Origin of the sequence: Tistlia consotensis USBA 355 (assembly GCF_900177295.1) — a bacterium.
GTDB classification, from domain to species: Bacteria; Pseudomonadota; Alphaproteobacteria; order Kiloniellales; family DSM-21159; genus Tistlia; species Tistlia consotensis.
Genome location: NZ_FWZX01000038.1, coordinates 30,012 through 56,692 on the forward strand (window position 1 = coordinate 30,012; position 26,681 = coordinate 56,692).

The 26,681-nt window shown below is 71.0% G+C and carries 27 protein-coding genes; 13 read left to right on the forward strand and 14 right to left on the reverse strand.

Going from position 1 to position 26,681, the window contains the following annotated elements; genetic code table 11:
• Positions 1 to 7: 7 nt before the first annotated feature.
• The 6 genes from B9O00_RS28445 to chvE form a co-directional block, all read right to left on the reverse strand.
• Positions 8 to 943, reverse strand: coding sequence for a Gfo/Idh/MocA family protein (locus B9O00_RS28445; RefSeq protein WP_085126160.1), 936 nt, complete (start codon positions 941 to 943; stop codon positions 8 to 10).
• An 11-nt stretch (positions 944 to 954) separates the two neighbouring features.
• The gene (araD, locus tag B9O00_RS28450; protein WP_085126162.1) at positions 955 to 2,697 is read right to left on the reverse strand and encodes an L-arabinonate dehydratase; all 1,743 of its coding nucleotides are present in this window, start codon (positions 2,695 to 2,697) and stop codon (positions 955 to 957) included.
• A gap of 18 nt (positions 2,698 to 2,715) precedes the next feature.
• A complete protein-coding gene (gene araD1, locus B9O00_RS28455; protein WP_085126164.1) occupies positions 2,716 to 3,720 on the reverse strand; it encodes an AraD1 family protein in 1,005 nt (334 codons plus the stop codon).
• Between the two features lie 34 nt (positions 3,721 to 3,754).
• Positions 3,755 to 4,996, reverse strand: a complete 1,242-nt coding sequence (gene mmsB / locus B9O00_RS28460) for a multiple monosaccharide ABC transporter permease (protein ID WP_085126166.1) — start codon at positions 4,994 to 4,996, stop codon at positions 3,755 to 3,757.
• Complete coding sequence (gene mmsA, locus B9O00_RS28465; RefSeq protein WP_085126169.1) at positions 4,993 to 6,522, reverse strand: multiple monosaccharide ABC transporter ATP-binding protein; 1,530 nt, start codon at positions 6,520 to 6,522, stop codon at positions 4,993 to 4,995. The genes mmsB and mmsA overlap by 4 nt, the downstream gene beginning before the upstream one ends.
• An 89-nt stretch (positions 6,523 to 6,611) precedes the next feature.
• Positions 6,612 to 7,694 (reverse strand): multiple monosaccharide ABC transporter substrate-binding protein, encoded by a 1,083-nt coding sequence (gene chvE / locus B9O00_RS28470; RefSeq protein ID WP_085126171.1) that lies wholly within the window; start codon positions 7,692 to 7,694, stop codon positions 6,612 to 6,614.
• Between the two features lie 195 nt (positions 7,695 to 7,889).
• Here chvE and B9O00_RS28475 point away from each other — a divergent pair, with 195 nt between their 5' ends.
• From B9O00_RS28475 to B9O00_RS28485, 3 genes are all read left to right on the forward strand, one after another.
• Positions 7,890 to 8,888 (forward strand): LysR family transcriptional regulator, encoded by a 999-nt coding sequence (locus B9O00_RS28475; RefSeq protein WP_159460355.1) that lies wholly within the window; start codon positions 7,890 to 7,892, stop codon positions 8,886 to 8,888.
• Positions 8,889 to 9,050: 162 nt separating this feature from the next.
• Positions 9,051 to 9,725, forward strand: coding sequence for an OmpW/AlkL family protein (locus tag B9O00_RS28480; protein ID WP_085126175.1), 675 nt, complete (start codon positions 9,051 to 9,053; stop codon positions 9,723 to 9,725).
• A 184-nt stretch (positions 9,726 to 9,909) separates the two neighbouring features.
• Entirely contained in the window at positions 9,910 to 10,800 is an 891-nt protein-coding gene (locus B9O00_RS28485) for an FkbM family methyltransferase (protein ID WP_085126178.1), read from the forward strand.
• Between the two features lie 78 nt (positions 10,801 to 10,878).
• Here B9O00_RS28485 and B9O00_RS28490 read toward each other — a convergent pair whose 3' ends face one another.
• On the reverse strand, positions 10,879 to 12,666 hold the full coding sequence (locus B9O00_RS28490) for a chloride channel protein (protein ID WP_085126180.1): 1,788 nt from the start codon (positions 12,664 to 12,666) through the stop codon (positions 10,879 to 10,881).
• Between the two features lie 287 nt (positions 12,667 to 12,953).
• On the opposite strand from B9O00_RS28490, the gene B9O00_RS28495 reads away from it, so the two are divergent.
• Together B9O00_RS28495 and B9O00_RS28500 are read left to right on the forward strand one after the other, a co-directional pair.
• A complete protein-coding gene (locus B9O00_RS28495; protein WP_085126182.1) occupies positions 12,954 to 13,583 on the forward strand; it encodes a hypothetical protein in 630 nt (209 codons plus the stop codon).
• 98 nt (positions 13,584 to 13,681) lie between these two features.
• Positions 13,682 to 14,329: a hypothetical protein gene (locus tag B9O00_RS28500; protein ID WP_085126184.1), complete on the forward strand. Its 648-nt coding sequence runs from the start codon at positions 13,682 to 13,684 to the stop codon at positions 14,327 to 14,329.
• A gap of 28 nt (positions 14,330 to 14,357) precedes the next feature.
• On the opposite strand, the gene B9O00_RS28505 is transcribed toward B9O00_RS28500, so the two are convergent.
• Both B9O00_RS28505 and B9O00_RS28510 read right to left on the reverse strand, forming a co-directional pair.
• Positions 14,358 to 15,560, reverse strand: coding sequence for a phosphoglycerate kinase (locus B9O00_RS28505; protein WP_085126186.1), 1,203 nt, complete (start codon positions 15,558 to 15,560; stop codon positions 14,358 to 14,360).
• A gap of 133 nt (positions 15,561 to 15,693) precedes the next feature.
• Complete coding sequence (locus B9O00_RS28510) at positions 15,694 to 16,218, reverse strand: DUF427 domain-containing protein (RefSeq protein ID WP_322111225.1); 525 nt, start codon at positions 16,216 to 16,218, stop codon at positions 15,694 to 15,696.
• Positions 16,219 to 16,310: 92 nt separating this feature from the next.
• Here B9O00_RS28510 and B9O00_RS28515 point away from each other — a divergent pair, with 92 nt between their 5' ends.
• Positions 16,311 to 17,453, forward strand: coding sequence for a class I SAM-dependent methyltransferase (locus B9O00_RS28515; RefSeq protein WP_085126188.1), 1,143 nt, complete (start codon positions 16,311 to 16,313; stop codon positions 17,451 to 17,453).
• On the opposite strand, the gene B9O00_RS32775 is transcribed toward B9O00_RS28515, so the two are convergent.
• Positions 17,450 to 18,157 carry a hypothetical protein gene (locus B9O00_RS32775; protein ID WP_143596378.1) on the reverse strand — a complete coding sequence of 236 codons (708 nt, stop codon included), beginning with the start codon at positions 18,155 to 18,157 and terminating at the stop codon, positions 17,450 to 17,452. The two genes, B9O00_RS28515 and B9O00_RS32775, sit on opposite strands and share 4 nt — an antisense overlap.
• A gap of 122 nt (positions 18,158 to 18,279) precedes the next feature.
• On the opposite strand from B9O00_RS32775, the gene B9O00_RS28520 reads away from it, so the two are divergent.
• Together B9O00_RS28520 and B9O00_RS28525 are read left to right on the forward strand one after the other, a co-directional pair.
• On the forward strand, positions 18,280 to 19,050 hold the full coding sequence (locus B9O00_RS28520; protein ID WP_085126190.1) for an HAD-IIA family hydrolase: 771 nt from the start codon (positions 18,280 to 18,282) through the stop codon (positions 19,048 to 19,050).
• A complete protein-coding gene (locus tag B9O00_RS28525; RefSeq protein ID WP_085126192.1) occupies positions 19,047 to 19,904 on the forward strand; it encodes a phosphodiesterase in 858 nt (285 codons plus the stop codon). The genes B9O00_RS28520 and B9O00_RS28525 overlap by 4 nt, the downstream gene beginning before the upstream one ends.
• Before the next feature lie 82 nt (positions 19,905 to 19,986).
• On the opposite strand, the gene B9O00_RS28530 is transcribed toward B9O00_RS28525, so the two are convergent.
• Entirely contained in the window at positions 19,987 to 20,403 is a 417-nt protein-coding gene (locus B9O00_RS28530) for a GFA family protein (protein ID WP_085126194.1), read from the reverse strand.
• 133 nt (positions 20,404 to 20,536) lie between these two features.
• On the opposite strand from B9O00_RS28530, the gene B9O00_RS28535 reads away from it, so the two are divergent.
• Complete coding sequence (locus B9O00_RS28535) at positions 20,537 to 20,878, forward strand: hypothetical protein (RefSeq protein ID WP_085126196.1); 342 nt, start codon at positions 20,537 to 20,539, stop codon at positions 20,876 to 20,878.
• On the opposite strand, the gene B9O00_RS28540 is transcribed toward B9O00_RS28535, so the two are convergent.
• The 3 genes from B9O00_RS28540 to B9O00_RS28550 form a co-directional block, all read right to left on the reverse strand.
• A complete protein-coding gene (locus tag B9O00_RS28540; protein WP_085126198.1) occupies positions 20,842 to 21,639 on the reverse strand; it encodes an acyl-[acyl-carrier-protein] thioesterase in 798 nt (265 codons plus the stop codon). The genes B9O00_RS28535 and B9O00_RS28540 overlap by 37 nt on opposite strands.
• 52 nt (positions 21,640 to 21,691) lie before the next feature.
• Entirely contained in the window at positions 21,692 to 23,365 is a 1,674-nt protein-coding gene (ettA, locus tag B9O00_RS28545) for an energy-dependent translational throttle protein EttA (RefSeq protein ID WP_085126200.1), read from the reverse strand.
• A gap of 169 nt (positions 23,366 to 23,534) precedes the next feature.
• Positions 23,535 to 24,044: an Lrp/AsnC family transcriptional regulator gene (locus B9O00_RS28550; RefSeq protein WP_085126202.1), complete on the reverse strand. Its 510-nt coding sequence runs from the start codon at positions 24,042 to 24,044 to the stop codon at positions 23,535 to 23,537.
• Between the two features lie 89 nt (positions 24,045 to 24,133).
• On the opposite strand from B9O00_RS28550, the gene B9O00_RS28555 reads away from it, so the two are divergent.
• The 4 genes from B9O00_RS28555 (at position 24,134) to B9O00_RS28570 (ending at position 26,491) form a co-directional block, all read left to right on the forward strand.
• Positions 24,134 to 25,045 (forward strand): EamA family transporter, encoded by a 912-nt coding sequence (locus tag B9O00_RS28555; protein WP_085126203.1) that lies wholly within the window; start codon positions 24,134 to 24,136, stop codon positions 25,043 to 25,045.
• Entirely contained in the window at positions 25,042 to 25,485 is a 444-nt protein-coding gene (locus B9O00_RS28560; protein WP_085126205.1) for a GFA family protein, read from the forward strand. Before B9O00_RS28555 ends, B9O00_RS28560 begins: the two co-directional genes overlap by 4 nt.
• A gap of 69 nt (positions 25,486 to 25,554) precedes the next feature.
• Positions 25,555 to 25,836 (forward strand): hypothetical protein, encoded by a 282-nt coding sequence (locus B9O00_RS33220; protein ID WP_085126207.1) that lies wholly within the window; start codon positions 25,555 to 25,557, stop codon positions 25,834 to 25,836.
• A gap of 91 nt (positions 25,837 to 25,927) precedes the next feature.
• On the forward strand, positions 25,928 to 26,491 hold the full coding sequence (locus B9O00_RS28570; protein WP_085126209.1) for a type 1 glutamine amidotransferase domain-containing protein: 564 nt from the start codon (positions 25,928 to 25,930) through the stop codon (positions 26,489 to 26,491).
• The last annotated feature ends 190 nt before the right edge of the window (positions 26,492 to 26,681 follow it).

The following is a 26,681-nucleotide window of genomic DNA, read 5'->3' on the forward strand; positions in this document are numbered from 1 at the left end:
CCTCGGCTCAGTCGTGGAAGGCCTCGGTCGGCCTGCTGCGCCCGACCAGGAAGGCGTCGGCGACCAGGCGCAGCGGCGCCACGTCGACCTCGCTCTCGCCACGCCCGATCAGCTCGGCGAAGCGCCGGTAGATCGCGTCGTACTCGCCGATCATCGCCGGCGCACCCTCCGGCGGGTCGAGCGAGAGGCGGCTGCCGCCGGCCTGCAGGGTGATTGCGCCCTCCGGCCCCTCGAAGGCCATGTCCCAGGTCTGCGGCCCTTCCTGGCGGAAGTCGAGCTCGGCCTCGATCGCGACGCCGGCGTCGTCGGTCATCGACAGTCGGGCGGCGATCGGCGCGGCGCAGTTCTCCGGCACCTCCAGGGTCGCCGAGACCACGCGCAGCGGCCGCGGCAGCACGGCGGTCAGGATCGACAGGGCGTTGATGCCGGGATCGAAGACGCCGAAGCCACCCGGCTGCCAGATCCACCTCTGGCCGGGATGCCAGCGCCGGACGTCCTCCTTCCAGGCGATGCGGACACGCTCGACCCGGTGGCCGGCGACCCAGTCGCGGGCGCGCGGCACGGCCGGCGCGAAGCGCGAGTGCCAGGTCGCGAAGAGGCTGACACCGGCCGCCTCGGCCAGGGCGCGCAGCGCCTCGACCTCGCCGAGCGTCTGCCCCGGCGGCTTCTCGAGCAGCAGGTGGCGACCGGCCTGCAGCGCCGCCCGGGCCAGGGGGTAGCGGACCTGTGGCGGTGTGCAGAGCGACAGCGCCGTGACGTCCGGCCGCTCGGCGAGCAGCCGTTCCAGCGCGTCGAAGTGGTCGACCTCCGGCAGCCCGCCGGCCGGGTCGGCTGTCGCCGCGAGCTCGAAGGCCTCGCTGCGGGCAAGCGCCGGCAGGTGCTGGTCGCGGGCGATCTTGCCGAGACCGGCGACGGCGAGGCGATGGCGTTGCGCTGCGGCCAAGAGCCCGGCCCTCAGTGCGACTCGCGCGGCACGGCGTTGCCGCGCCGGCCGCGCAGGAAGTCGAAGTCGACGCCCTGATCGGCGCCCAGGACGTGCTGGTGGAACAGCCGCGCATAGCCGCTCTCTGGCGCCGGCGCCGGCGGCGTCCAGGCCGCCAGGCGCCGCTCGATCTCCTCCTGCGGCACGTCGAGGTGCAGGCGCCGGGCCGGCACGTCGAGCTCGATCATGTCGCCTTCACGGACGATCGCCAGCGGCCCGCCGACGGCGGCCTCGGGCGCCGCGTGCAGCACCACCGTGCCGTAGGCCGTGCCGGACATGCGCGCGTCGGAGATCCGCACCATGTCCTTGATGCCCTTTCTCAGCACCTTGGGCGGCAGGCCCATGTTGCCGACCTCGGCCATGCCGGGATAGCCGCGCGGCCCGCAGTTCTTCATCACCAGGATGCAGGTCTCGTCGACCTCCAGGCTCTCGTCCTCGATGCGGCGCCTGTAGTCGTCGATGTCCTCGAAGACCACGGCCTTGCCCCGGTGCACCATCAGCTCGGGCGTCGCCGCCGAGGGCTTGATGACCGCGCCGAGCGGCGTGAGGTTGCCGCGCAGCACGGCGATGCCGCCGTGGGCGGTCAGCGCCTTGTCGACCGGGCGGATGACCTCCTCGTTCCAGTTGCGCGCGCCGGCGACCTCCTCGGCGAGGCTGCGGCCGGAGACGGTCAGCGCCGCGCCGTGCAGCAGCCCGCCCTCGAGCAGCGAGCGCAGCACGACCGGCAGGCCGCCGGCATAGAAGAACTCCTCCATCAGGAAGCGGCCCGAGGGCATCAGGTCGACGATGGTCGGCACGTCGCGGCCCAGGCGGTCCCAGTCGTCGAGCGAGAGCGCGACGCCGACCCGCCCGGCGATCGCCAGCAGGTGCACGACGGCGTTGGTCGAGCCGCCGATCGCGCCGTTGGTCCGGATCGCGTTCTCGAAGGCCTGGCGGGTCAGCACGTCGGAGGGCTTCAGGTCCTCCTTGACCATCTCGACGATGCGCCGGCCGGTCAGGTGGGCCACGACCCGGCGCCGACTGTCGACCGCCGGGATCGCCGCGTTGCCCGACAGCGCCATGCCCAGGGCCTCGGCCATGCAGGCCATCGAGGAGGCCGTGCCCATGGTGTTGCAGGAGCCGGGCGAGCGCGACATCGACTGCTCGGCCTCCAGGAAGTCGTCCGGGGTGATCTCGCCGGCCTTGACCATCTCGCTCATCTGCCAGAGTGCCGTGCCCGAGCCGACCTCCTGGCCGCGCCACTTGCCGTTCAGCATCGGCCCGCCGGTGACCACGACGGCCGGGATGTCGACGCTGGCGGCGCCCATCAGCAGCGCCGGGGTGGACTTGTCGCAGCCGACCATCAGCACGACGCCGTCGACCGGATTGGCGCGCAGCGCCTCCTCGACGTCGAGGGCGCAGAGGTTGCGGAACATCATCGCGGTCGGCCGGAGCGAGCTCTCCCCCGGCGAGAAGACCGGGAACTCGACCGGCAGGCCGCCGGCCTCGTAGATGCCGTGCTTGACCCGCTGCGCGAGGTCGCGGAGATGCGCGTTGCAGGGCGTCAGCTCCGACCAGGTGTTGCAGATGCCGATGACCGGGCGGCCGTCGAAGAGGTCGGCCGGCAGGCCCTGGTTGCGCATCCAGGAGCGGTGATAGATCTGGTCGCGGCCGGTGCCGCCGAACCATTCCTGGGAGCGCAGGCGGCGAGGCCAGTCGGCGCGCTTGAAGGCCATCGGGTCTCGCTTTCCTGGTCAGAGGACCTGCACGGCGACCGCGGCCCCGGCGTCGGGGACGGCGGTCGTCTGCAGCGGGTTGCGCAGCGGCAGGCCGAAGGGCGCCGCCTCGATCTCGAAGACGTCGCCGGGCGCGACCTTGATGCCGTCGACGAAGGACAGCGTCGCGGTGCCGAACATGTGGACGTGCACGTCGCCGGGATGGCGGAACAGCCCGTACTTGAAGTGGTGGTGCTCCAGGTTGGCGATGGTGTGCGACATGTTCCGCTCGCCGGACAGGAAGGGCTTCTCCCAGACGACCGCGCCGCCGCGCCGGATCCGCGAGCGGCCCTCGACGTTGGCCGGCAGCTCGCCGAGCAGGATCTCCGGGCCGAAGGCCGCGGGCCGCAGCTTCGAGTGGGCGAGGTAGAGGTAGTTGCGCCGCTCCATGACGTGGTCGGAGAACTCGTTGGCGAGCGCGAAGCCGACCCGGAAGGGCGTGCCGTCCTCGCCGACCAGGTAGACGCCGGCGATCTCCGGCTCCTCGCCCGCATCCTCGGCGAAGGCCGGCGCGACCAGCGGCGCGCCAGGCGCGGCGACCGACAGGCCGTTGCCCTTGTAGAACCACTCCGGCTGCACGCCGGCACGGCCGGCGGCCGGCTTGCCGCCCTCCAGGCCGAGGCGGAACATCTTCATGGAATCGGTCAGCTCGGCCTCGCTCTGCTCGGCCAGCTTCTGGTGCATGGCGTCGCGCGCGGCGGCCGAGCCGAGGTGCGTCAGGCCGGTGCCGGTCAGGTGCAGGTGGGTCGGGTCGGGATGCATGATCGGCGGCAGCACGCGGCCCTCGTCGTAGGCCGCGGCCAGGTCGACGGCCTCGCCGAAGCCGAGCTGGGCGATGCGCCGGGACAGGCGCTCGCCGGCGCGGATGGCGTCGGCCGCCAGGCGGTAGACGCTGTCGACGCCCTTGACGACATAGGCCTCCGTGCCGTTGCGCGCGACGACCCGCTCGCGCCCCTCGGCGTCCCTGATCTGCGACAGCAGCATGCTTTCCTCCGCCTCTCAGGCCCGTGTGCCGGGGTCAGGCCTTGTTCTTGTTGTAGACATCGAAGATCACGGCCGCGAGCAGCACCAGCCCCTTGATCACCTGCTGGTAGTCGATGCCGATGCCGAGGATCGACATGCCGTTGTTCATCACCCCCATGATGAAGGCGCCGGCCACCGCGCCGACCACGGTGCCGACGCCGCCGCTCATCGAGGCGCCGCCGATGAAGACCGCGGCGATGACGTCGAGCTCGAAGGTGATGCCGGCCTTCGGCGTCGCGGTGTTGAGCCGCGCGGCGAAGACCAGGCCGGCGAGCGCCGCCAGCATGCCCATGTTGGCGAAGGTCAGGAAGGTCAGGCGCTCGGTGTTGATGCCCGACAGCCTGGCCGCCTTCTCGTTGCCGCCGAGCGCGTAGATGCGCCGGCCCGTCGTCGTGCGCGTCGTCACGAAGGAATAGAGCGCGATCAGCAGCGCCATGATGATCAGCACGTTGGGCAGGCCGCGGAACGCGGCGAGCAGCCAGGTCATGTAGAGGATGGCGACGGCGACCAGACCGTTCTTCGCCAGGAAGAAGGCCAGGGGCTCGTCGACGACGCCGCCCTTCTGGGCGCGCAGGCGGCTGCGCAGCGCGAGCGCCGCGAGGCCCGCCGAGGCGGCGATGCCGAGCAGCAGCGAGAAGACGTTCAGGCCCTTGACCGCGAAGAGGTCCGGGATGAAGCCGGACGACAGCAGCTGGAAGGAGTGCGGGAAGGGCCCGACCGACTGGCCGGCCAGCACCCACAGGGTCAGGCCGCGGAACACCAGCATGCCGGCCAGGGTCACGATGAAGGAGGGGATCTTCCAGTAGGCGATCCAGTAGCCCTGGGCGGCGCCGATCAGCGCGCCGACGGCGAGGCAGGCGATGCCGGTGACGACGTAGTTGACGTCCCACTGCACGATCATCACGGCGGCGAGCGCGCCGACGAAGCCGAGCACCGAGCCGACCGAGAGGTCGATGTTGCCGGAGACGATGACCAGCAGCATGCCGACCGCCATGATGACGATGTAGCTGTTCTGCAGGATCAGGTTGGTCAGGTTGACCGGCTTCAGCAGGATGCCGTCGGTGGCGATCTGGAAGAAGGCCATGATCGCGATCAGCGCGACCAGGATGCCGTACTCGCGCAGATGCGTGCGGATGAAGTGGAAGTGCGAGGGCCCGCCCTCGGCCAGGGCGCCGGCGCCGCGGCCTGCCGCCCGGTCGCCGGGGCCCCGGCCCACGGCCTGTTCGTCGCTCGTCATTTCTCGGCGGTCCGGATGATCATCGACATGATTTTCTCCTGCGAGGCCTCGGCCGCCGGCAGCTCGCCGACCAGGCGCCCGGCGTTCATCACGTAGATCCTGTCGCAGATGCCGAGCAGCTCCGGCATCTCCGAGGAGATCACCAGGATGCCCTTACCGGCCGCCGCCAGGTCGGTGATGATCGAGTAGATCTCGTATTTGGCGCCGACGTCGATGCCGCGGGTCGGCTCGTCGAGGATCAGCACCTCGGGATCGGCGAAGAGCCACTTGCCGAGCACGACCTTCTGCTGGTTGCCGCCCGACAGGTTCAGGGTCTTCTGGGCGATGCTCGAAGTCTTGATGTTAAGCCGCCTGCGGTAGTCCTCGGCGACCCTGATCTCGCGGGCGTGGTCGATGACCGGGCCGTTGGCGACGCCCTCGAGGTTGGCCAGGGTCAGGTTGTGCTTGACGATGTCGTCGAGCACCAGGCCGTAGGACTTGCGGTCCTCGGTGGCGTAGCAGAGGCCGGCGGCGATCGCCCGCTCGACGGTCGAGACGTCGACCGCCTTGCCGCGGATCCTGACCTCGCCGGCGATGTCGGCGCCGTAGGAGCGGCCGAAGAGGCTCATCGCCAGCTCGGTGCGCCCGGCGCCCATCAGGCCGGCGAGGCCGACGACCTCGCCCCGGCGCACGGTGAAGGAGGCATCCTTCACGACCCGGCGGTCGAGGTGCTGCGGGTGGCGCACCGACCAGTGCTCGACCTCCAGCAGCAGCTCGCCGATCTTCGGATGGCGCGGCGGGAAGCGGTCGGACAGCGAGCGGCCGACCATGTCGCGGATGATGTCGTCCTCGCTGATCGATGCGGCCGCGCAGTCGAGCGTCGAGACCGTCGTGCCGTCGCGCAGCACGGTGATCGAGTCGGCGACCTGGGAGATCTCGTTGAGCTTGTGCGAGATCAGGATCGAGGAGATGCCGCGCTCGCGGAACTCGGCCAGCAGCTTGAGCAGCGCCGCGCTGTCCTGCTCGTTGAGCGAGGAGGTCGGCTCGTCGAGGATCAGCAGCTTGACCTCCTTGGACAGCGCCTTGGCGATCTCGACCAGCTGCTGCTTGCCGAGCCCCAGGTCCTGGACCTTGGTGCGCGGCGACTCCTTCAGGCCGACCCACTTCAGGTGGTCGGCGGCCAGCTCGTTGGTGGCGTGCCAGTCGATCACGCCGAAGCGGGCGATCTCGTTGCCGAGGAAGATGTTCTCGGCGATCGACAGCTCGGGCACCAGGGCCAGCTCCTGGTGGATGATCACGATGCCCTCGGCCTCGCTGTCGGCGATGCCGCGGAACTTCTTGACCTCGCCCTCGTAGACGATGTCGCCCTGGTAGTCGCCATAGGGATAGACCCCGCTCAGGATCTTCATCAGGGTCGACTTGCCGGCCCCGTTCTCGCCGGCCAGGGCATGGATCTCGCCCTGCCGGACCTGCAGGTTGACGTTGTCGAGCGCCACCACCCCCGGAAAGGTCTTGGTGATGTCGCGCATCTCGAGGATGTGGGTCATTGGCCGACTCGCCGGTGCGGGGCGCTCGGAAGCGGGCGCCCTCGCCTCCGGCCGGGCGGCGGTGAGCGCCCGGCCGGAGGCATCGCCGCCTACTGGGTGATCTGGTCCTTCTTGTAGTAGCCGCTGCCGACCAGGATCTTCTCCCAGTTGTCCCTGGTCACCAGGACCGGGTTCAGCAGGTAGGACGGCACGACCTTGACGCCGTTGTCGTAGGTCTTGGTGTCGTTGATCTCCGGCTTGCCGCCGCCGATCAGGGCGTTGACCATGCCGACCGTGACGCGCGCCAGCTCGCGGGTGTCCTTGAAGATCGTCGAGGTCTGGTCGCCGCGCAGGATCGCCTTGACCGAGGGCACCTCGGCGTCCTGGCCGGTGATCACCGGCATCGGCTGGTCCTTGGTGCCGTAGCCGACGCCCTTCAGCGAGGAGATGATGCCGATCGACAGGCCGTCGTAGGGCGACAGCACGGCGTCGACGCGCGCGTCGGTGTAGTAGGCCGACAGGAGGTTGTCCATGCGCGCCTGGGCGACCGAGCCGTCCCAGCGCAGGGTGCCGACCTTGTCCATGCCCATCTGGCCCGACTTCACGACCAGCACGCCCTTGTCGATGTAGGGCTGCAGCACCGACATCGCGCCGTTGTAGAAGAAGTAGGCGTTGTTGTCGTCGGGCGAGCCGCCGAACAGCTCGATGTTGAAGGGCCCCTTCTTATGCGCCAGGTCGAGGGAATCGACGATCGACTGGGCCTGCAGGACGCCGACCTTGAAGTTGTCGAAGGTCGCGTAGTAGTCGACGTTCGCGCTGTCGCGGATCAGCCGGTCGTAGGCGATGACCTTGATGCCCGCCGCCTCGGCGTTGGCCAGCGCGTTCGACAGGGTCGTGCCGTCGATCGCGGCGATCACCAGGACGTTGACGCCCTTGGTGATCATGTTCTCGATCTGCGACAGCTGGTTCGGGATGTCGTCCTCGGCGTACTGCAGGTCGGTCTTGTAGCCGGCGGCCTCGAACTGCTTGACCATCGAGCTGCCGTCCGAGATCCAGCGCGCGGACGACTTCGTCGGCATGGCGATGCCGATGTAGCCCTTGCTGGCGGCCAGCGCGCCGGTCGAGAACGCGGGGGTCGAAAGGGCAACCGCGGCGAGCGCAAGGCCGGCCACGGCGAGCTTCAGTGGCTTCATCGTCTCCTCCCAGTGTCGGGCCGGCCGCGCGGAACGAGGGCCGGCCCAGAGGCCCCGACAGGAGCGTCGGGGCGTCCTTTTCTTGCCGCCCGGGGTGGCGGGCGGAATTTGACTAGAACCGATGCTAGAATAGCCCTTTCATATCGCGCAAATTCTGTTGCCGGATCTGGATATGATTGTTTTGATATAATGCTTATGCCGACCCACGACCGACAGGCCGAATCCCGCGCAGCCGAGCGCGGCGCACAGATCGCCGACCGGCTGGTGCGCCGCGGCCTCCGGCTGCCGCATCTCCGGATCATCGTGGCGCTCGAGGCGACCGGCCAGATCAGCGGCGCCGCCGACCTGCTCGCCATGTCCCAGCCGGCCGTCTCGAGGCTCTGCGCCGAGCTCGAGCGGATCGCCGGGGTCAAGCTCTACCGGCGGCACGCGCGCGGCGTCGTGCTGACGCCCTACGGCGAGCGCCTGGCGCGCCGGGCCTGGACGATCCTGCGCGCCCTCGACGAGGCGGACCGGGAGATCGCCGAGCTGAAGTCCGGGGTGCGCGGCAAGGTCTGGATCGGCGCGGTGACCGGCGCGGCGATCGAGCTGGTGTTGCCGGCGATCAAGCACGCGCGCATCAACTTCCCGCACATCGACGTCAGCGTCGACGTCGCGACCAGCGACGACCTGACCGCCGCGCTCGACGCCGGCCGGCTGGACTTCTTCGTCGGCCGGGTCGGGACGGCCAGCGATCCGCGGCTCTACGACGCCCGGCTGATCGGCAACGAGCCGCTGGCGCTGATCGTGCGGCCCGGCCATCCGCTGACCCGCCAGGACCCGCTGCGGCTCGACGACTGCGTCCACTACGACTGGGTGATGCAACCGGAAGGCGCCCTGCTGCGGCGCACCGTCGAGGGCTACCTGCGCGAGCGCCGGGTCGCGCTGCCGACCAAGGTGCTCAGCACCTCCTCGATCCTGCTGACCCTGATCACCGTGACCCAGACCAATGCCATCGCGCCGATCGCCCGGGTCGTCGCCGACTTCTTCGCCGCCTCCGGCGGCGGCGGGCACCGGGTCGAGACCCTGGATGTCGCCCGGGACATCGCCATCGCGCCCTACTCGCTGATCACCCTGGCCGGCCAGGAGCTGTCGCCGGCCTCGCGGATCCTCTACGACCTGATCGGCCGCCAGTCCCACGGCGCGGAAAGCTGAGACCCGGGCCGCGCAAGCCGTCGCCGGCAGGTGCGTCATTCCACCGCACCGTGCCGTCAAGGACAATTGACGCAACTCAATCCGACTTGATCCCCGCCGGGGAAGTATGCCGCCCGGCCGCCGCGATTCGGCGGTCCGCGTTCTTCCACAGGGGGTTCCAAGATGAGAGGATCCGTTACCCGGCAGCTCGCCCTGGCGGGCGCGTTCGCCGCCTTGACTGCCGCCGCCACGCCCGCCGCCGCCCTCGAGCAGGGCGACGTGCTGGTCCGCCTGCGCGGGATCGCCGTCGTGCCGACCGAGGACAGCGGCGGCATCTCGCCGGACCTGCAGGGCGCCTCGCTGGCGGCCCAGCCGTCGGTCATGCCGGAGCTCGACTTCACCTACATGGCGACCGACAACATCGGCCTCGAGCTGATCCTGGCGACCACGCACCACGACATCGACGGCCAGGGGGCGATCGGCAGCCTCGACAAGGTCGGCGAGACCTGGCTGCTGCCCCCGACCCTGCTGGTGCAGTGGCACTTCATGCCGCAGTCCTCGATCCGGCCCTATGTCGGCGCGGGCATCAACTACACGATCAGCTACGGCGAGAAGGCCAGCAGCTCGCTCGAGAGCGCCCTGGGCGGCCCGACCACCCTCAAGCTCAACAACTCGATCGGCTGGGCGCTGCAGGCCGGCGTCGACTACGACGTCGGCGAGAACTGGTTCCTCAACGCCGACATCAAGTACATCGACATGAGCATGGACGCCGACATCATCACCGGCGGCACCACCCGCAAGGCCAAGGTCGGCATCAGCCCGGTCGTCTTCGGCCTGGGCGTCGGCTACCGCTTCTGAGCCGCCGCTCCGCGCTCCGTCGTCCTCGGCGACGGCGGAGCGCCACCGGCTGCCGACTGCCGGCTGTCTGCCCGCCGGCGAATTCGCAGCTTCGGCGAGCGGGCCCGTGGAAAGTGCGCCGGCTCTGGCGAATCGCCGCCGCGGCGCCGCGAAAACGCCCGCTTTGCCAGTCACATGGCGGGGCATGTCCCTGCTCTCCTTCCTCCGCCACCGGCTCGCCCCGAGCCGGCGGCGACGCTTCGCCCTCGGGCTGCTCCGCGGGCTGCCGGCCCGGGAGCGCGCCATCGCGGTCGAGCGGCTTCTCGACCAGCCGGTCACCGTGGACACGCGGCACGGGCCGATCCGCTTCCTCAACCACGGCCGCGGCTGCAGCAAGCGCGCCCTGAGCCTGCCGACCAAGGAGCCGGACTCGCTGACCTGGATCGACGGCATGGCGCCGGGCTCGATCTTCTGGGACATCGGCGCCAACGTCGGCGTCCTGGCCCTCTACGCCGCCCGGCGCGGCGATCTCGAGGTCTGGGCCTTCGAGCCGGCGGCGGTGAACTTCTACAGCCTGGCGGCGAACTGCGAGCTGAACGAGCTGCCGGCGTCGGTCCGCTGCCTGCAGCTCGGCTTCGGCGCCGAGAACGCGCTGGCCGACCTCCACGTCTCACAGCTGCGGCCGGCCTGCTCCTTCACCTTCCGGGAGAAGCCGGACGGCGGCCCGGGCGGCAAGCAGCGCAAGCACTATCCCTACCGCCAGGCCGTCGAGATCTGGGCGGTCGACGACTTCATCGACCGGCACGGCCTGGACTGCCCGAACTACCTCAAGATCGACGTGCCGGGCATGACGCCGGAGATCCTGGCCGGCGCACGGCGCACGCTGGCGCGGCCCGAGCTGCGCGAGGTCCAGATCGAGGTCCGGGAGCAGGGGCCCGGCGGCCGCCGGGTCACGGCCATGCTGGCGCCGCTCGGCTTCGAGGTCGTCCGGCGCCACCGCAAGCGCGACGGCATCACCCAGGGCGACCTGGTCTTCGCCAAGCCGCGGCAGCGTCGTGCGGAGGCGATGCGGCGCTATTCCGACGCGGCGGACTGAGCGGCGTCCCGGCCTGCCGGCCCAGGGGCGCCGGCTCAGGGGGCGCCGGCTCAGGGGCGCCGGCTCACGCCAGCCGGCTCAAGACAGCGTCGAGGGACCGAAGAGATCGCTGTTGCCGAGCTCCTCGCTGCGCCGCCGCTCCAGCTCCTGGCTGTAGCGGCGCAGCGCGAAGGCCTCGGTCAGGAAGCCGATGACGCGGCGGTCCTTCTCGCTGTCGAGCACCGGCAGCGCCTCGACCGCCTCCTTCTCGAACAGCTCGAGGGCGAGGCGGACCGGCATCGCCGGCAGCAGGTAGGCGCGCGTGCCCGAGACCAGGGCACCGGCGCGCGGCTCGCCCTCGCCGCCCGGCTCGTGCTCGGCGTGCAGCATTGGCACGTCGATCATGCCGAGATAGGCGCCGTTGGCGTCGACCACGAAGAGCCGCTTGGTCGAGCCGATCGGGTGGCGCTTGCGCAGCTCGGCGCCGGTCTTGTCGGCCGTCACCACCACGGGATCCCGGCGCATCGTGCGGCCGACGCTGAGCTCGCGCACCCAGCCGACATCCTGGGCGCCGCGCAGGCGCACGCCGCGCAGGTGGAAGCGCCAGGTCGCGAAGGAATAGCCGAACCAGTGGCGCACCGCGACCGAAGCGACCAGCACCGCCAGCAGGACGCCGAGGGTCACCGGGTAGTTGCCGGTCATCTCCAGCACCAGCAGGATCATCGTGACCGGCGCGCCGATCACCGCGGCGCCGGTCGCCCCCATGCCGACCAGGGTGAAGGTCACGGGATCGACGGTGACGCCGGGGGCGACGCGCGTGATCACCGCGGCGACCAGGGCGCCGAGCAGGCTGCCGAGGAACAGCGACGAGCTGAACAGCCCGCCGCGGAAGCCGCAGCCGACCGAGACCGCCGAGGCGACCAGCTTGCCGGCCAGGATGAACAGCAGGACGAGGATCGGGAAGGACTGGTCGATCGTCTCCTGGATCGCGCCGTGGCCGCTGCCCAGCACCTGCGGCATGCCGTAGGACAGGCCGGCCAGCACCAGCCCGCCGACCAGCGGCCTCAGGGCGCGCGGCACCCGGAGTTTCTGCAGCCGCGCCTCGACGACGGTCACGCCGCGCATCGCGACGATGCCGACAGCCGCCGCAGCGAGGCCCAGGAAGAAGAACGCGAGGTAGTCGAGACGGCCGATCGTCAGGGTCGCCGGCACGACGACGATCGGGTCCGGATCGAACAGCAGCCGCGCCACCAGGGTCGCCGAGGCGGCGGCGACGCCGATCGGCGCCAGCACGGTCAGCGAATAGCTGCCGACGACCAGCTCCAGGGCATAGAAGGCGCCGGCCAGCGGCGCATTGAAGGCGGCCGCGATGGCCGCCGCCGCGCCGCAGCCGACCAGCGTCCTGAGGTCGTTGCGCCGCAGCTTGAGCTTGCGGCCGATCTTCGAGGCGAAGCCGGCGCCGCCCTGGCTGTAGCCGGCCTCCATGCCGACGGAGGCGCCGACGCCGAGCGAGATCATGGCCAGCGCGGTCAGGCTGAGGCTGTCGCCCAGGGACATGCGGCCGCCATAGAGCGCGTTGGCCTCGATCGGGTCGACGACGTCGCGCTTGCGCAGGCGCCGCACCGCCTCGGCGATCAGCCCGTAGACCAGGCCGCCCAGCACCGGCACCAGCAGCAGCCGACGGCGGTCGCCGACGTCACCGGCGCTGAGATGGCCATCGAGCGGCGTCAGGTAGAGCAGCGCGTGCAGCCAGCCGCTCGCCTCGTGCAGCATCGCCACGCCGGCGCTGACGACCAGGCTGAGCGCGGCGGAGAGCACCAGCAGGGCGAGCTCGCTGTCGCGCACCTGGTGGCGCGTGAAATGGCGCCAGCCGCTGCGCAGGCGCACGCCGACCCGATGCGCGAGCCTTACGCGCGGAACGGACAGGAAATCGGGGGCAATAGCCAAGACGGCCGCCAGGCGACGAACGGTGAACGGAGAGTGCGAAGGTGGGCATCTCTAGCCTTCCGGCACAGGCCCCGTACATGCGTTTCCGCGGAAGCTGCCCTGCGCCTCGCGGGCGGGAACCGCGCCCGGCCGCGACCCCAGGCTGCAGTCCGCGAGGCTCCGGACTGTGCGATGATGCCGCGGTCGGATGCCCTCGACTCAGAGGGCACCGGCCGGAGACCAGGACCATGCCGCGCACCGTGCTTCGCCGCCTGACGCTCTGCCTGTTGCCGCTGGCGGCGGCGGCGCTGTTCGCCGGCCGCGCCCGGGCCGGGGAGAACGAGGCGATCGCGCTGCACGTCGTCCCCGGCCAGTACGTCCAGATGACCTACGGCTCCAGGCCGGTGCAGGTGCTGGAGATGCTCGCGGTCATCCGGGACCACGGCACCGAGCCGATCCGGATCGTCTCGACGCGCTGCGAAGCGATCGGCGCCGAAAGCCGCTCCCGCCTGGCCCAGGCCCTCGGCCTGCAGGCCCATACCTGCAGCCTCGACCAGACACTGCCCTGGGAGCTCCATCCCGGGCGGTCGCGCCGCATCGGCTTCTCCTGGCCGGTGGCGACGCCGCGGCCGCCGGGCCGCGAGAAGGCGCGCCGCACGCAGCCGGGCGTGGAAAATCTCCGGATCGCCGGCCTGGAGGTGCTACGCGCCTCGGAGCACGGCCGCACGGGCGACCTGGTGCGCATCGTGCTGACCCTGGAGGACGGCAGCCAGGCGCGCAGCGAAGGCTTCCTGGTCGAGCCCTTCGTGCACAAGGCGCGCAACCTCCACGAACACTACCTCTTCGGCGGCACACAGCCGTCGCGCGCTGCCCGATAGCCGGCGCCCCGGCTGCCGGCGCTCGAAGGATCGGCCGCACTTGGCTATCCTGCTGGGACAATCGGCTTGTTTCGGGGTCCCGGCGCTAGGAGACGACGATGGCGCGACGCTCGACCGCCCGACTTGCGCCCCCCCGGCTGGCGCACGCCCGGCTGGCGACCCGGCGGCTGGCAGCCTGCCTGGCACTCGCCGGCGCCCTGCTGTTCCCGGCCCTCGCCGTCGCCCAGGAGAGCGAGTCGGTGGTCGTCCACATCATCCCGGGCCAGTACCTGCGGATGATCGTCGGGCAGGAGACTTCGGCGGAGGTGCGGCTGCTCGCCATCGTCCGGAATCACGACCGCCAGGCGGTCCGGGTCACGGCGAGCCGCTGCGAGGCCTTCGGGCCGGAGAGCGAGGCCGAGCTGGCCGAGGCCGAGAGCCTCGGCGGACACCTGTGCCAGATCGACCCGCCGCCGCCCTGGGAACTGCACGCCTCGAAGCAGCATCGCATCGGCATCGCCTGGCCGGTCCCGACGCCGGCGATGGCCAGCGGCACGCCGCGCGTCGCGCCCGGATCGCCCCACGACGTGCAGTTCGTCGGGCTGCGGATCTGGCGCAGCGAGGTGCACGACACGCCGCGGGACCGGCTGCACCTGATCCTGACCCTGGAGGACGGCAGGGAGGTCGTGAGCGAGGGCTTCCACCTCGTCCCCTTCGGCCACACGCCCCGCTTCACCCGGCGCTACACCGGCTTCGGCAGCCGCTGACCGCCGGCGCCCCCCGCGCCGGCGAGGGTCAGGCCGCGTCCTCCAGCGCCTTGACGCCCGGCAGGGTCTTGCCCTCGAGCCACTCCAGGAAGGCGCCGCCGGCCGCCGAGACGTAGGAGAAGCGCTCCTCGACCCCGGCCTTGGCGAGCGCCGAGACGGTGTCGCCGCCGCCGGCGACGCTGAGCAGCCTGCCGGCCTCGGTCAGCCGCGCCGCGGCCTGGGCGACAGCCACCGTGCCGGCGTCGAAGGGCGGCACCTCGAAGGCGCCGAGCGGGCCGTTCCAGACCAGGGTCTTGCAGTCCTCCAGCCGGCGCGCGAGGTGCTCGGCCGTGGCCGGCCCGACGTCGAGGATCATCCGGTCGGCCGGCACGGCCTTGATCGAGACGGTCTCGCTGGCCGCGCCCTCCTTGAACTCGGCGGCGACGACCGCGTCGGTCGGCAGCACGATGTCGCAGCCGGCGGCCTTGGCCTTGGCGACGATCTCGCGCGCCGTGTCGGCCATCTCGCGCTCGCAGAGCGACCTGCCGACCTCGACGCCGAGCGCGTTGAGGAAGGTGTTGGCCATGCCGCCGCCGATCGCCAGCATCTGGACCTTGCCGACCAGGTTGCCGAGCAGGTCGAGCTTGGTCGAGACCTTGGCGCCGCCGACGATCGCCGCGACCGGCCGCTCGGGATGCTCCAGCGCCCTGGCCAGGTGCTCCAGCTCCTCCTGCATGAGGCGGCCGGCGAAGGCCGGCAGGCGGCGCGCCACGGCCTCGACCGAGGCGTGGGCGCGATGCGACGCCGAGAAGGCGTCGTCGACGTAGAAGGCGCCGAGCTTCGCCAGGGCGTCGGCGAAGCCGGCGTCGTTGGCCTCCTCGCCGTCGTGGAAGCGCAGGTTCTCGAGCAGCAGCACCTGACCCGGCTTCAGGCCGGCGACCGCCTGCTCGGCCGGCGCGCCGATGCAGTCCGAGGCGAAGGCGACGGCCTCGCCGCCGAGCGCCGCCGACAGCGGCTCGACCAGCGGCGCCAGGGACATCTCGGGCACGCGCTTGCCCTTGGGCCGGCCGAAGTGCGACAGCAGCACGACCTTCGCGCCCTTGGCCTGCAGGTCGCGGATCGTCGGCAGGGCCCGCTCGATGCGGGTCGCGTCGGTGACCCGGCCATCCTTCATCGGCACGTTGAAGTCGACACGCACCAGCACGGCCTGGCCGGCCGGCTCCAGCTGATCCAGCGTCTTGAAGCGAGCCATCCGCCGCGCTCTCCCCTCTTGCCATCGTTGCCGGGTGGCCGCCGCAGGACGACAGCCAGTGGTCCGCGCGTGGTGATACACGAGCGGATGGCCGAGACCAAGCGGCCGGCGGGCACCGGGCGCGCCGGGAATGCTACCAGGAGCGGGTGCCGGGCGGGCCCTTGAAGGGACCGGCGATGCGGTCGGTGATCCAGCCGCCGTAGAAGTCGCCGGCCTGCGCCCGGGCCAGCTCGTCGCCGACCCAGCAGGCATCGACCTTGCTGGCATAGAAGGCGAAGTGGTCGGCGACCGGCGCATAGGCGCCCCAGGGATCGGGGTAGCTCCAGGCGACGCGCTCGACGCGACGGCCGCGCAGCTCGACGGTCCAGTAGTGGGCCTGGCCCTTGAACTCGCAGAGACTGCGCCCGGCCGCCGGCACCAGCAGGTCGCGGCGCACGGCGCTCGGCGGGAAATAGTAGGTCGGCGGGTGGCTGGTCTCGAGCAGGCGCCAGCCATGCTCGGTCTCGGCGAGCACCTCGCCGGCCAGCTCGACGCGCAAGCGCTCGTCGACGCGCTCCAGCCGCGGCGGCCGCGGGTAGTCCCAGACCGACTCGCGCTCGTCCAGATAGGCCGCAGCCAGGATCTCGTCCGAGCGCCGATGTTTCCGGGGCCAGCTCACGATGCCACCATTGAGACACACATCTCCGAGCTATAAACCTAGAACGCGAGGCGATTGACGCCAACCCGTGCGCCACACAAACTTGTGGATCGATGAGCGCTTCCGGCGAATCCGATCCCTCAGAGCCGGCGTCGGCCGGCGACCGGCAGCCGCTGCTGCGGGCCGCCTTCGCGTTCGGCCAGGCGGCACGGGTCGCCGCCTACTGGGGCCAGTACGCGCTGTCGAAGCGGCTGACCCGGCCGGTCCGCCCGCCGCGGCCGATCGAGGGCCAGGGCCCCGGGCTCGGCGCCGTGCTGCAGGACCTGCGCGCCCTGCTGCGCCGTGACTGGCAGAACGTCGCCGAGGGCCGCTACCGGCCGCCGCACGACCTGATCGAGGCGCCGTTCCGCGCGCTCGCCGCGGCGCCCCGCTTCCTGAGCGACCTGCCGCAGGTCGAGCGGCGGCGCCATGCCGGCCGGCACGACGAGGTCTACCGGACGCCGCCGGAGGGCGGAGCGGGCAGCGGACCGGACGGCGGCCGCTACCCGCGCTACTACCTGCAGAACTTCCACTACCAGACCGACGGCTGGCTCAGCGCCGAGTCGGCGGCGCTCTACGACCACCAGGTCGAGGTGCTGTTCGTCGGCGGTGCCGACGCCATGCGCCGCCAGGCCCTGGTGCCGCTCGAGGCCTTCCTGCGTGACCGGCCGAAGGCCGAGACGCGGTTGCTCGACCTGGGCTGCGGCACCGGCCGCTTCCTGAGCTTCGTCAAGGACAACTACCCGCGCCTGCCGGTCACCGCCCTCGACCTCAGCCCGGCCTATCTGGAGGCCGCGCGCCGCCAGCTCGCGCCCTGGCGCGGCGTCGCGTTCGTGCAGGCCGCCGCCGAGGCGACCGGCCTGCCGGATGCGAGCTTCGACGTGGTCACCGCCGTCTACCTGTTCCACGAGCTGCCGCCGCCGGTGCGCCGCCAGGTGCTGCGCGAGGCGGCGCGGCTGCTCCGGCCGGGCGGCCTCTTCGTCCTGGTCGATTCGCTGCAGAAGGGCGACCACCCGCCCTACGACCCGCTGCTCGACTACTTCCCGGTCGCCTTCCACGAGCCCTACCACGCCAGCTACGTGACCGCCGACCTAGCGGCGCTGCTGCGCGGCGCGGGCCTGGAGCCGGGCGGCGTCGAGCGTGCCTTCTTCAGCCGGATCATGACGGCACGGAAACAAGATCGAGTTGAACAGGTGTGGAGAGAGCTGAGAGTTTAGCCGCCGTTCTCGTCGTTCTCGTCATCAACGTTCGGCCGCTTTTGTGGGCGCTCAGACCGAGGAATATCTATGAACTCTGGACCATCTTGGAATGGCAATGGGATGTGTCTCGGCGCCAATGGCAAGCGCATCCTTCCCTCTTCAGGAGTCTCTACCTCGAAACCCTGACCGTAAAATAACTCTCGATCTTTGGGATCCAAGCGCTCGATGATCTCCGATTCTCTCTTCCGTATGGACTTGAGTCGCCGAATAACATCAGAGTGAACGTCATCTGTTTGAATATAGGAAAATTTGCCCTGTCTCTCATCCAATAGAGCTGCCAATTCATCAACCTCTCGGCCTAGTCGGGAGATATCTCCTACGGTTCCCAATCGCCTTAGGTGAACAGAGGGTTCTTGCCCCTCCCTTAGTTCAAGATGATCAAGAATCTGATCCCCAAACCACTTCGCGTCATCCACCAAGTAATCTATTCCAGTTCGGAACCCGCCATATGCTGTAATGAGATTTACCGCCAAAGAACCCCACAGAAATACCCTGAGTATCTTTGAACCATCTTCTGCTTGAACAACAACATCAACGTTCTTGTATCTTCTCTTCGCAACTTCCGCCGCAGTCTCCTCCAGAAAGATTCTATAGGAGCGGCGAGCAAAATCACTCTCAAAGGGTCGGTCAAAACGAGCATATGGCGATGCTAGTAGGGCCATTGTTCAACAACCAATAGCGACCTAAGATTGTCTGCTATCTTAGAAGATCAACCGGATTCGCTGCACCAAGATTACGTCAAGCTGTGCATGTAGCTGTCATACTTCGTTGCGAGAAGGCGCTGATGGACACTGCCACCTGGGACAGCATCCGTACCGCCGAGCTGGTGCTCGCCGACCTCGACGGCTGCCTCGCCGCGGGCAACCGGCCGCTGCCGGGCGCGGCCGAGTTCGCCGCGGCGCTCGGCGAGCGGCTCTGGGTGGTCTCCAACAACTCGACCGAGGACGCCCAGCAGCTTTCGGCGCTGCTGCGCGCCAGCAGCCTTGCAATCCCGCCCGAGCGGATCCTGCTGGCCGGCGAGCTGGCGGTCGCGCTGGTCGCCGAGCGCTGGCCGGGCGCCGGACTGCTGCTCGCCGGCAGCGCGACCCTGGCGACCCACGCGCGCGCCGCCGGCCTGCAGCTGACCCAGCAGGAACCGGACGTCGTGCTGCTGGCCCGCGACCTGACCTTCTCCTACGCCAAGCTGCAGCGCATCGCGATCGCGCTCGCCGCGGGCGCCGAGCTGGTCGCGGCCAACCCGGACCTGACCCATCCCGGCGCCGGCGGCGAGCCGGTGCCCGAGACCGGCGCCCTGCTGGCCGCCGTCCGGGCCGTCGCGCCCGCCGGCCCGGAGCCGCTGGTCGTCGGCAAGCCGGGGCCCCTGCTCTATCGCGCCGCGCTGCGGCGCGCCGGCGTCGCCGACCCGTCCAGGGCCCTGATGATCGGCGACAACCCCACGACCGACCTCGCCGGCGCGGAAGCCCTCGGCATGCCCGGCCTGCTGGTCGGGCCCGCGCCGGGCGCGACCGTCCCCGCCCTCGCCGACCTCCTGCCCCGAACCGGAGCCGCCGCATGACCGCCTTCAAGTTCATCCATGTCACCGACACCCACCTGATCGCGCCGCCGCACCGCCTTTACGGGCTCGACCCGCGCGAGCGCCTGGCCGCCGCGGTCGCCGACATCGCGCGGCTGCACGGCGACGCCGCCTTCGTCGCGATCACCGGAGACCTGACCCACCGCGGCGAGCCCGGCGCCTACGCGGCGCTGCGCGAGGTCCTGGCCGGGCTGCCGATGCCCTGCCACCTGGTGCTCGGCAACCACGACGACCGCGCGGCCTTCCTGGCGACCTTCCCGGAGACGCCGACCGACGACGGCGGCTTCGTGCAGTACGCCGTCGAGACGCCGGCCGGCGTCATGGTCATGCTCGACAGCCTGACCGAGGGCACCCACGGCGGCCTGCTCTGCGAGGAGCGCCTGGACTGGCTGGCCGGGACGGTCGAGCGCCATCGCGAGCGCGACCTCTTCCTGTTCCTGCACCACGCGCCCTTCGACGTCGGCGTGCCGGGCATGGACCGCATCCGCCTGATGAACGCCGAGGCCTTCTGGCAGGCGCTCGGCGGCCACAGCCGCATCCGCCACCTCTTCTACGGCCACGTGCACCGGCCGATCTGCGGCTCCTGGCGCGGCATCCCCTGCTCGACCCTGCCGGGCACCAGCCACCAGGTGCAGCTGCAGTTCGTCGAGCCGACCGCGGTGCCGGGCAGCTACGAGCCGCCGGCCTACGGCATCGTGCTGGCCAGCGACGACGCCGTCGTGGTGCACAACCATGCCTTCCTCGACGACAGCCTGAAGTTCCCGCTCGACTCGGCCGAGGCCGAGGCCGCGCAGAGCGCCGAGGCGCTGCGCGAGCTGACCCTGGTGCCGGCCTGAGCCGCCGAGACTGAACCGCCGGGCCTGAGCCGCCGGGACCGAATCGCCGGAGCTGCGCCACCGGGGCTGCTTCGGCGGCGCCTCAGCCCGGCTTTCCTGCCGCGCTGCCCTGCTGGAAGTGTTCGACGGCGCCGTCGATTCGGACCCAGCCGTGCTTCGAGCGCTCGAAGACCGATCTGACGGGGGCCCGGTATCCGGGGTCCGCCAGCGCGCCGACGGCGACGCCGATCAGCGATGGCAGGTTGTCGGCCTTCCAATAGACCGTCGAGCCGCAGGTCGGACAGAAGTAGCTGTGGACCTTGCCGCCGCTCGCTGCCTCGCGGGTGAACGCCTTGGCAGTTCCGGAAACGACGACGGCGGCCGCCGGATAGAAGGCCCCGACGCCGAACGGCGCGCCGGTTCTCCGCTGGCAGTCAAGACAATGGCAGGCGACGACCAGTCTTGACGGTTCCGCGAGCGTCAGTGTCAGAGCGCCGCAGCTGCATCGGGCATCGCCCATCGGAAAGACCCTCCCCTCTTCTGAAGTGAGTTCGCGTCGAGCTTTCGAACGGAGACCCTGCCGCCGCCTCCGGCTTGGCAGGCGGGGCGTTATGTTCTATCTTTGTTCCAGTTTCCCCGACCGGAGCCGTGCCATGGCCCGCACGCCGCTGTCGATCGTCCTGCTGGTGGCCGCGCTCGGGCTGGCTGCGGCCGAGGCGGCGGCCTTCTGCACCGAGCCCCGCCTGACCGTGGCCGAGCCGCAGCTCGGCTTCGCGAGCGAGCCGCCGGTGCCCGACTGCCTGCAGGGCTTCGGCCCGCGGCCGCCCTGCGAGAGCCAGGAGCTGCGCGCCTACCGTATCGCCGCCGAGCGCTACCTCGAGCAGCTGGAACGCTTCGCCCGCGCCGCGCGCTCCTATGCCTACGCGGCCGAGGCCTTCGCCCGCGAGGCCGAGGCCTTCTACGGCTGCGAGGCCGGCGCGCTGCCGCTGCCCTGAGGCCGCGCCATCTGCCCTGGCGATCGGGTCTGGCCGACGAAGACCGCCTCCGCGCGGGCGTGCTCCCGGCCGTCCCCCTCGGTCAGGGCGAGGCGCCAGCGGCCGGGCGCGGCCTCGCCGGCGCCCACCGTAAGGTGCCGGCCGGCGGCGACCTCGCTGCGGAAGATCACGTCGAGCGAGGCGAGACGTCCCGGCTCGCCGGCCAGGGGCTCGAGCAGCCAGGCGGCGATCAGGGCGTTGTTGACGTGGCCGTTGGCGTCGAGGTCGGAGTGCCGCGACAGCAGCTCGGTCTCGCGCGTGGCCTGCTTCAGCGCCGGCACGGTCCGCGAGGGAAACGCCAGCGCCTCGCCGCCGTCGACCGTGACGCGCGCCGCCATCCAGTCGGGCGCCGGCACGGCGGCGCGGGTCACGGGATCGAAGACCATCCAGAGCGCCACCGCCTCGGCGAGCGGCCGGCCATCGGCGCCGGTCACCCGGTAGCGCCGGCGGAAGGCGCCGCGCTGCAGCTGCTGCGGCCAGGTCTCGACCGTGACCCGCTCCTCGGCTGGCGGCAGCTCGGCGATCTCGACGTACTGCCGCGCCATCACCCAGAACAGCCCCGCCTCGACCATGCGGGCCATCCCGAGGCCGAGCACGGTCGCGTGCTCCGCGGCCGCCTGCTGCAGCCAGTTGGCCAGGGTCGGCAGGGTCGCGCGCCCGCCCGGCCCGGCCTCGTAGACCCGGACCGGGAAGAGCGAGCGGTGCCGGGCCGGGCTGGACATCGCGGTCACCTCGCTCCGCTCGCTGCGGTACCGGCGGCGAAGCCGCTCAAGATCAGCGCTCCAGGCGCTTGTACTTGATGCGGTGCGGCTGGTCGGCGGCGGAGCCCAGGCGGCGGTGCCGGTCGGCCTCGTAGTCCTGGTAGTTGCCCTCCAGCCAGACCACCTCGCTGTCGCCCTCGAAGGCCAGGATGTGGGTCGCGACGCGGTCGAGGAACCAGCGGTCGTGGCTGATGATCATGGCGCAGCCGGCGAACTCCAGCAGCGCCTCCTCCAGCGAGCGCAGGGTGTCGACGTCGAGGTCGTTGGTCGGCTCGTCGAGCAGGATCAGGTTGGCGCCGGAGCGCAGCATCTTGGCCAGATGCACGCGGTTGCGCTCGCCGCCCGACAGCTGGCCGACCCGCTTCTGCTGGTCCGGGCCCTTGAAGTTGAAGGCGCCGACATAGGCACGGCTCGGCGTCTGCTTCTTGCCGACCTGGATGACGTCGAGGCCGTCGGAGATCTCCTCCCAGACCGTGGCGTCGGACCGGAGCGAGTCGCGCGACTGGTCGACGTAGCCGAGCACCACCGTGTCGCCGACCCTGAGCGTGCCGGAATCCGGCTTGTCCTGGCCGACGATCATGCGGAACAGCGTGGTCTTGCCGGCGCCGTTCGGGCCGATGATGCCGACGATGCCGCCCGGCGGCACCTTGAAGCTGAGCTCGTCGATCAGCAGCTGGTTGCCGAAGCCCTTGCGCAGGTCGACCGCCTCGACCACCAGGTCGCCGAGGCGCGGGCCCGGCGGGATGACGATCGAGCCGGGCTCGGGCGCCTTCTCGTTGGCCTGGCGCAGCAGCTCCTCGTAGGCCTGGACGCGGGCCTTCGACTTGGCCTGGCGGGCCTTCGGCGACTGGCCGATCCACTCCTGCTCATGGGCGAGCGCGCGCTGCCGGCCCTGCTCCTCCTTGGCCTCCTGCTCCAGGCGCTTGCGCTTCTGCTCCAGCCAGCCGGTGTAGTTGCCCTGGTAGGGGATGCCGCGGCCACGGTCGAGCTCGAGGATCCAGCCGGCGACGTTGTCGAGGAAGTAGCGGTCGTGGGTCACGGCCACGACGGTGCCGGTGTACTCGTGGAGAAAGCGCTCCAGCCAGGCCACCGATTCGGCGTCCAGGTGGTTGGTCGGCTCGTCGAGCAGCAGCATGTCGGGCTTCTGCAGCAGCAGGCGGCAGAGCGCGACGCGGCGCCGCTCGCCACCCGACAGCTTGGCGACCTCGGCCTCGCCCGGCGGGCAGCGCAGGGCGTCCATGGCGATCTCGACGCGGCGCTCCAGGTCCCAGGCGTCGGCGGCGTCGATCTTCTCCTGCAGCTCGGCCTGCTCGGCCAGCAGCTTGTCGTAGTCGGCGTCGGGGTCGGCAAACTCGTTGGAGACCTCGTTGTAGCGGTCGACCAGCACCTTGAGGTCGGCCAGCGCCTCCATGACGTTGCCGGCGACGTCCTTCGCGGGATCGAGCTGCGGCTCCTGCGCCAGGTAGCCGACCTTGACGCCGTTGGCGGCAAAGGCCTCGCCGTTGAACTCCTTGTCGACGCCGGCCATGATCTTCAGCAGCGTCGACTTGCCGGAGCCGTTGAGGCCGAGCACGCCGATCTTGGCGCCCGGCAGGAAGTTCAGGCTGATGTCCTTGAGGACCTGCTTGCCGCCCGGAAAGGTCTTCGACAGGCGCTGCATCTGGTAAATGTACTGGTAGGACGCCATGGGCTCCCCTCGCGCTGGGCCCGCCGGCGGGCCGTGAGGTTCTGTTCGGATTCTGACGGGATCGAGATCGCGCGGCATCCTACAGAGGGCGCGCCGCGGGTCAATGGCCCGGACCGGCCGCCGGAGCGGCCCGATCCTCCGCCCTATAAGGGAGCGCGGCCGGCGGTCGTCAAGCCGGGCGCCGGTTGCGGCGCGGCGGCGGAGCGACCGGCGGCGCGCCGAGCGGTGGCAGGCGCCGCGGCACCGGTGTCGACTGGATCACCGAGCTGTTGGTCGTGGCGTAGGGCAGGATGCGGTCGATCAGGGTCTCCAGGGCTTCGATCGAGGCGACGTTGACCCGCGCGACGAAGCAGTCGTCGCCGGTCACGCGGTCGCACTCGACGACCTCCTCGAAGCCGTCGAGCAGCTCGGCGACCTTGGCGAGCTGCCCGGGCATCGGCCGGACGCGCACCAGGGCCGCGACGCCGTAGCCGAGCGCTGCGGGATCGACCTCGGCGCCGTAGCCACGGATCACCCCGGCCTCCTCCAGTCGCCTGACGCGCTCGGCGACGGCCGGCGCCGACAGCCCGGCACGGCGCGCCAGCTCGGCCAGCGGCAGCCGCGCCTCGGCGGCGAGCAGCCGCACCAGCTCGCGGTCGAGCGGATCGAGCAGCGGAATCGTGATTCGAAGGCTCTTCATGGCATCTACCTGGCAATTCGACGGGGATTTCACACTTCTGCTTTTCGATACCTCTGTATTGATCATCAGGATGGCCCGAAACTGCGGCCATGAAAAGACGCCCCGAATCCCCGGGTCGGGCCGAGGCCCTCGCCGACCGCCTGCCGCCGCAGCTCTGGTTCCTCGGCAGCGCGGTCTTTCACTATCTCGGCCCCTCCTTCGCAGTGCTGCTGTTCGCCCAGGTCGGCGTGCTCGGGGTCGCCTGGCTGCGCATCGCCGGCGCGGCCGGTCTGTTCCTGCTGTGGAACCGGCCATGGCGGGTCTTCGCCCGCGCCGACCGCGAGGGGCGGCTCCTGCTGCTGCTGCTCGGTGCCTGCCTCGCCGTCATGAACTGCAGCTTCTACCTGGCGCTGGAGCGCCTGCCGCTGAGCCTGGTCGCGACGATCGAGTTCGTCGGCACTGTCGTCCTGGCGGCCATCGGCCTCGCCAGCCGGCGCAACCGGCTCGCCCTGGCTCTCGCCGCCGGCGGCGCCGCCCTGCTGACGGCCCCGCGCTGGGCCAGCGACCCGCTCGGCCTGGCCTACGCCATCGCCAACGCCCTGCTGTTCCTCGGCTACATCGTGCTCGGCCATCGCGCCGCGGCGCGTGGTGCCGGCCAGGGCATCCAGCTGCTGGCGACGGCCATGGCGATCGCCTTCCTGCTCGTGCTGCCGGTCGGCTTCGAGCAGGCGCGGGTCGCCTTCTCCGATCCCCGGCTGCTGCTCGCCGGACTCGGCGTCGGGCTCTGCTCGTCGGTCGTCCCCTACCTCTGCGACCAGCTCGCCATGGCGCGCCTGCCGCGCAACTCCTACGCCCTGATGCTGGCGCTGCTGCCGGCCAGCGCGACGGCGATCGGCGCGCTGGTCCTGGGCCAGGTGCCGAGCCAGCGCGAGATGACCGGCATCGCCCTGGTGATCGTCGGGGTCGCGCTGCACCGGCCGCTGGCCGCCGTTCCGCCACCCGCACCGGAGACCCCGCCATGACCGACCTGCCCCTGGAGCTCTGGGGCGGCTGCCACTGCCGCCGCCTGCGCTTCCGCTATCGCACGGCCGTGCCGCCGGAAGACGCGCAGCCCCGCGCCTGCCTCTGCGACTTCTGCCGCCGCCACGGCTCGTCCGCTGTCTCGGATCCCCAGGGCCGCGCGACGATCCTGGTCGAGGCGCCGGAGGCGCTGCAGCGCTACCGCTTCGGCCTGCGGACGGCCGACTACCTGCTGTGCCGCGTCTGCGGCGTCTACATCGGCGCGCTCGCGAGCAGCCCGTCGGGACCGACCAGCGTGCTGATGGTGCGCGCCTTCGACGAGCGCGAGCGCTTCGTCCGGCCCGCCGAGCCGGTCGACTTCTCGGCCGAGGGCCGCGAGGCGCGGCTGGCGCGCCGCTTCGCCGCCTGGACGCCGACCGACCCGATCGGGCAGGCTGCCTGAAGGGGCGCCGGGACGCGGCCGCCCCGGTCGGGAGGACGCGAGGGGGAGGCCGATGGAAAGGCGCGCGGCATGCTGAAGCGCGGCCTGCTCAAGCTCTGGCTCGGTGCCAGCATCGTCTGGCTGATCGCGGTCGCCGGCCTGTCCTGGCTCGGCTACCACGAGGCGATCTTCTCGACGCCGGCGCCGCAGGACGCGGAGCGGCTCTGCGCCCAGGTCGAGCCCTGCCGCGTCGCCGAGCTGCACGGTTTCCTGCTGCAGGCGCTGCTCTCGGCGGCCGGCGTGCCGGCCGGTCTGTTCCTCGCCGGGCTGCTGCTGGTCTGGGCCGTCGACGGACCGCCCTGGCGGCGCTGACACCGCCACGAGATCGTCAGGATTCGACCTGCAACTCCGCGACCGCGCTGTCGTTGACCGGGCAAGTGCCCACCAACGAGAGGAACAGGCAATGCCCGACATCAAGAAAGCCAGGATCCTGATCATGGCGGCCCACGGCTTCGAGCAGGACGAGCTGCTGGTCCCGCGCGACAAGCTGCGGAAGTTCGGCGCGGAGGTGACGGTGGCCTCGCCCGAGAGCGGCAGGATCCGCGGCTGGGACCACACCGACTGGGGCAAGGACGCCGAGGTCGAGCTGACGCTCGACCAGGTGAAGGTCGAGGACTACGACGCGATCGTGCTACCCGGCGGACAGATCAATCCCGACCTGTTGCGCGTCAACGACAAGGCCCTGGACATCCTGCGCGGCTTCCTCAAGGCCAGGAAGGTCGTCGCCGCGATCTGCCACGCCCCCTGGCTGCTGGTCGAGGTCGACGCCGTGCGCGGCCGCGAGGTGACCTCCTACAAGTCGATCAAGACCGACGTCATGAACGCCGGCGGCCGCTGGGTCGACCGCTCGGTCGTCGCCGACCAGGGCATCGTCACCAGCCGCAACCCGGGCGATCTCCGGGCCTTCGTCGAGAAGATCGTCGAGGAGATCGAGGAGGGCCGGCACAGCGAGCGCTCCGCGGCGTGACGCCGGGCGTCCCCCGGCCGCAATCGGAGAGGCCCGCCGCGACCGCGACGGGCCTTCCCGGTCGTGCCGGGGCTAGGAGCCTGTCCGAGTAAGCGCCTTTGTCTCGACGCTCGGCAGTGGTCGTGATTCACTACGGTTCATGGGCAAGACCTATCGGGCTTGGGAGGTGGACCAGCGGTGGCTGTTGCCG

Excerpts from the sequence above, each read along its gene's own strand:
- ettA (WP_085126200.1), bottom strand. The coding sequence starts at position 23,365 with ATGGCGTCCTACCAGTACATTTACCAGATGCAGCGCCTGTCGAAGACC.
- B9O00_RS28485 (WP_085126178.1), top strand. The coding sequence starts at position 9,910 with ATGTCCCTGCTCTCCTTCCTCCGCCACCGGCTCGCCCCGAGCCGGCGG.
- B9O00_RS28535 (WP_085126196.1), top strand. The coding sequence starts at position 20,537 with ATGGCCCGCACGCCGCTGTCGATCGTCCTGCTGGTGGCCGCGCTCGGG.
- B9O00_RS28540 (WP_085126198.1), bottom strand. The coding sequence starts at position 21,639 with ATGTCCAGCCCGGCCCGGCACCGCTCGCTCTTCCCGGTCCGGGTCTAC.
- B9O00_RS28530 (WP_085126194.1), bottom strand. The coding sequence starts at position 20,403 with ATGGGCGATGCCCGATGCAGCTGCGGCGCTCTGACACTGACGCTCGCG.
- B9O00_RS28555 (WP_085126203.1), top strand. The coding sequence starts at position 24,134 with ATGAAAAGACGCCCCGAATCCCCGGGTCGGGCCGAGGCCCTCGCCGAC.
- chvE (WP_085126171.1), bottom strand. The coding sequence starts at position 7,694 with ATGAAGCCACTGAAGCTCGCCGTGGCCGGCCTTGCGCTCGCCGCGGTT.
- B9O00_RS28525 (WP_085126192.1), top strand. The coding sequence starts at position 19,047 with ATGACCGCCTTCAAGTTCATCCATGTCACCGACACCCACCTGATCGCG.
- B9O00_RS32775 (WP_143596378.1), bottom strand. The coding sequence starts at position 18,157 with ATGGCCCTACTAGCATCGCCATATGCTCGTTTTGACCGACCCTTTGAG.
- B9O00_RS28475 (WP_159460355.1), top strand. The coding sequence starts at position 7,890 with ATGCCGACCCACGACCGACAGGCCGAATCCCGCGCAGCCGAGCGCGGC.
- araD1 (WP_085126164.1), bottom strand. The coding sequence starts at position 3,720 with ATGCTGCTGTCGCAGATCAGGGACGCCGAGGGGCGCGAGCGGGTCGTC.
- B9O00_RS33220 (WP_085126207.1), top strand. The coding sequence starts at position 25,555 with ATGCTGAAGCGCGGCCTGCTCAAGCTCTGGCTCGGTGCCAGCATCGTC.
- B9O00_RS28520 (WP_085126190.1), top strand. The coding sequence starts at position 18,280 with ATGGACACTGCCACCTGGGACAGCATCCGTACCGCCGAGCTGGTGCTC.
- mmsB (WP_085126166.1), bottom strand. The coding sequence starts at position 4,996 with ATGACGAGCGACGAACAGGCCGTGGGCCGGGGCCCCGGCGACCGGGCG.
- B9O00_RS28495 (WP_085126182.1), top strand. The coding sequence starts at position 12,954 with ATGCCGCGCACCGTGCTTCGCCGCCTGACGCTCTGCCTGTTGCCGCTG.
- B9O00_RS28515 (WP_085126188.1), top strand. The coding sequence starts at position 16,311 with ATGAGCGCTTCCGGCGAATCCGATCCCTCAGAGCCGGCGTCGGCCGGC.
- B9O00_RS28570 (WP_085126209.1), top strand. The coding sequence starts at position 25,928 with ATGCCCGACATCAAGAAAGCCAGGATCCTGATCATGGCGGCCCACGGC.
- B9O00_RS28505 (WP_085126186.1), bottom strand. The coding sequence starts at position 15,560 with ATGGCTCGCTTCAAGACGCTGGATCAGCTGGAGCCGGCCGGCCAGGCC.
- B9O00_RS28560 (WP_085126205.1), top strand. The coding sequence starts at position 25,042 with ATGACCGACCTGCCCCTGGAGCTCTGGGGCGGCTGCCACTGCCGCCGC.
- B9O00_RS28500 (WP_085126184.1), top strand. The coding sequence starts at position 13,682 with ATGGCGCGACGCTCGACCGCCCGACTTGCGCCCCCCCGGCTGGCGCAC.
- B9O00_RS28550 (WP_085126202.1), bottom strand. The coding sequence starts at position 24,044 with ATGAAGAGCCTTCGAATCACGATTCCGCTGCTCGATCCGCTCGACCGC.
- araD (WP_085126162.1), bottom strand. The coding sequence starts at position 2,697 with ATGGCCTTCAAGCGCGCCGACTGGCCTCGCCGCCTGCGCTCCCAGGAA.
- mmsA (WP_085126169.1), bottom strand. The coding sequence starts at position 6,522 with ATGACCCACATCCTCGAGATGCGCGACATCACCAAGACCTTTCCGGGG.
- B9O00_RS28480 (WP_085126175.1), top strand. The coding sequence starts at position 9,051 with ATGAGAGGATCCGTTACCCGGCAGCTCGCCCTGGCGGGCGCGTTCGCC.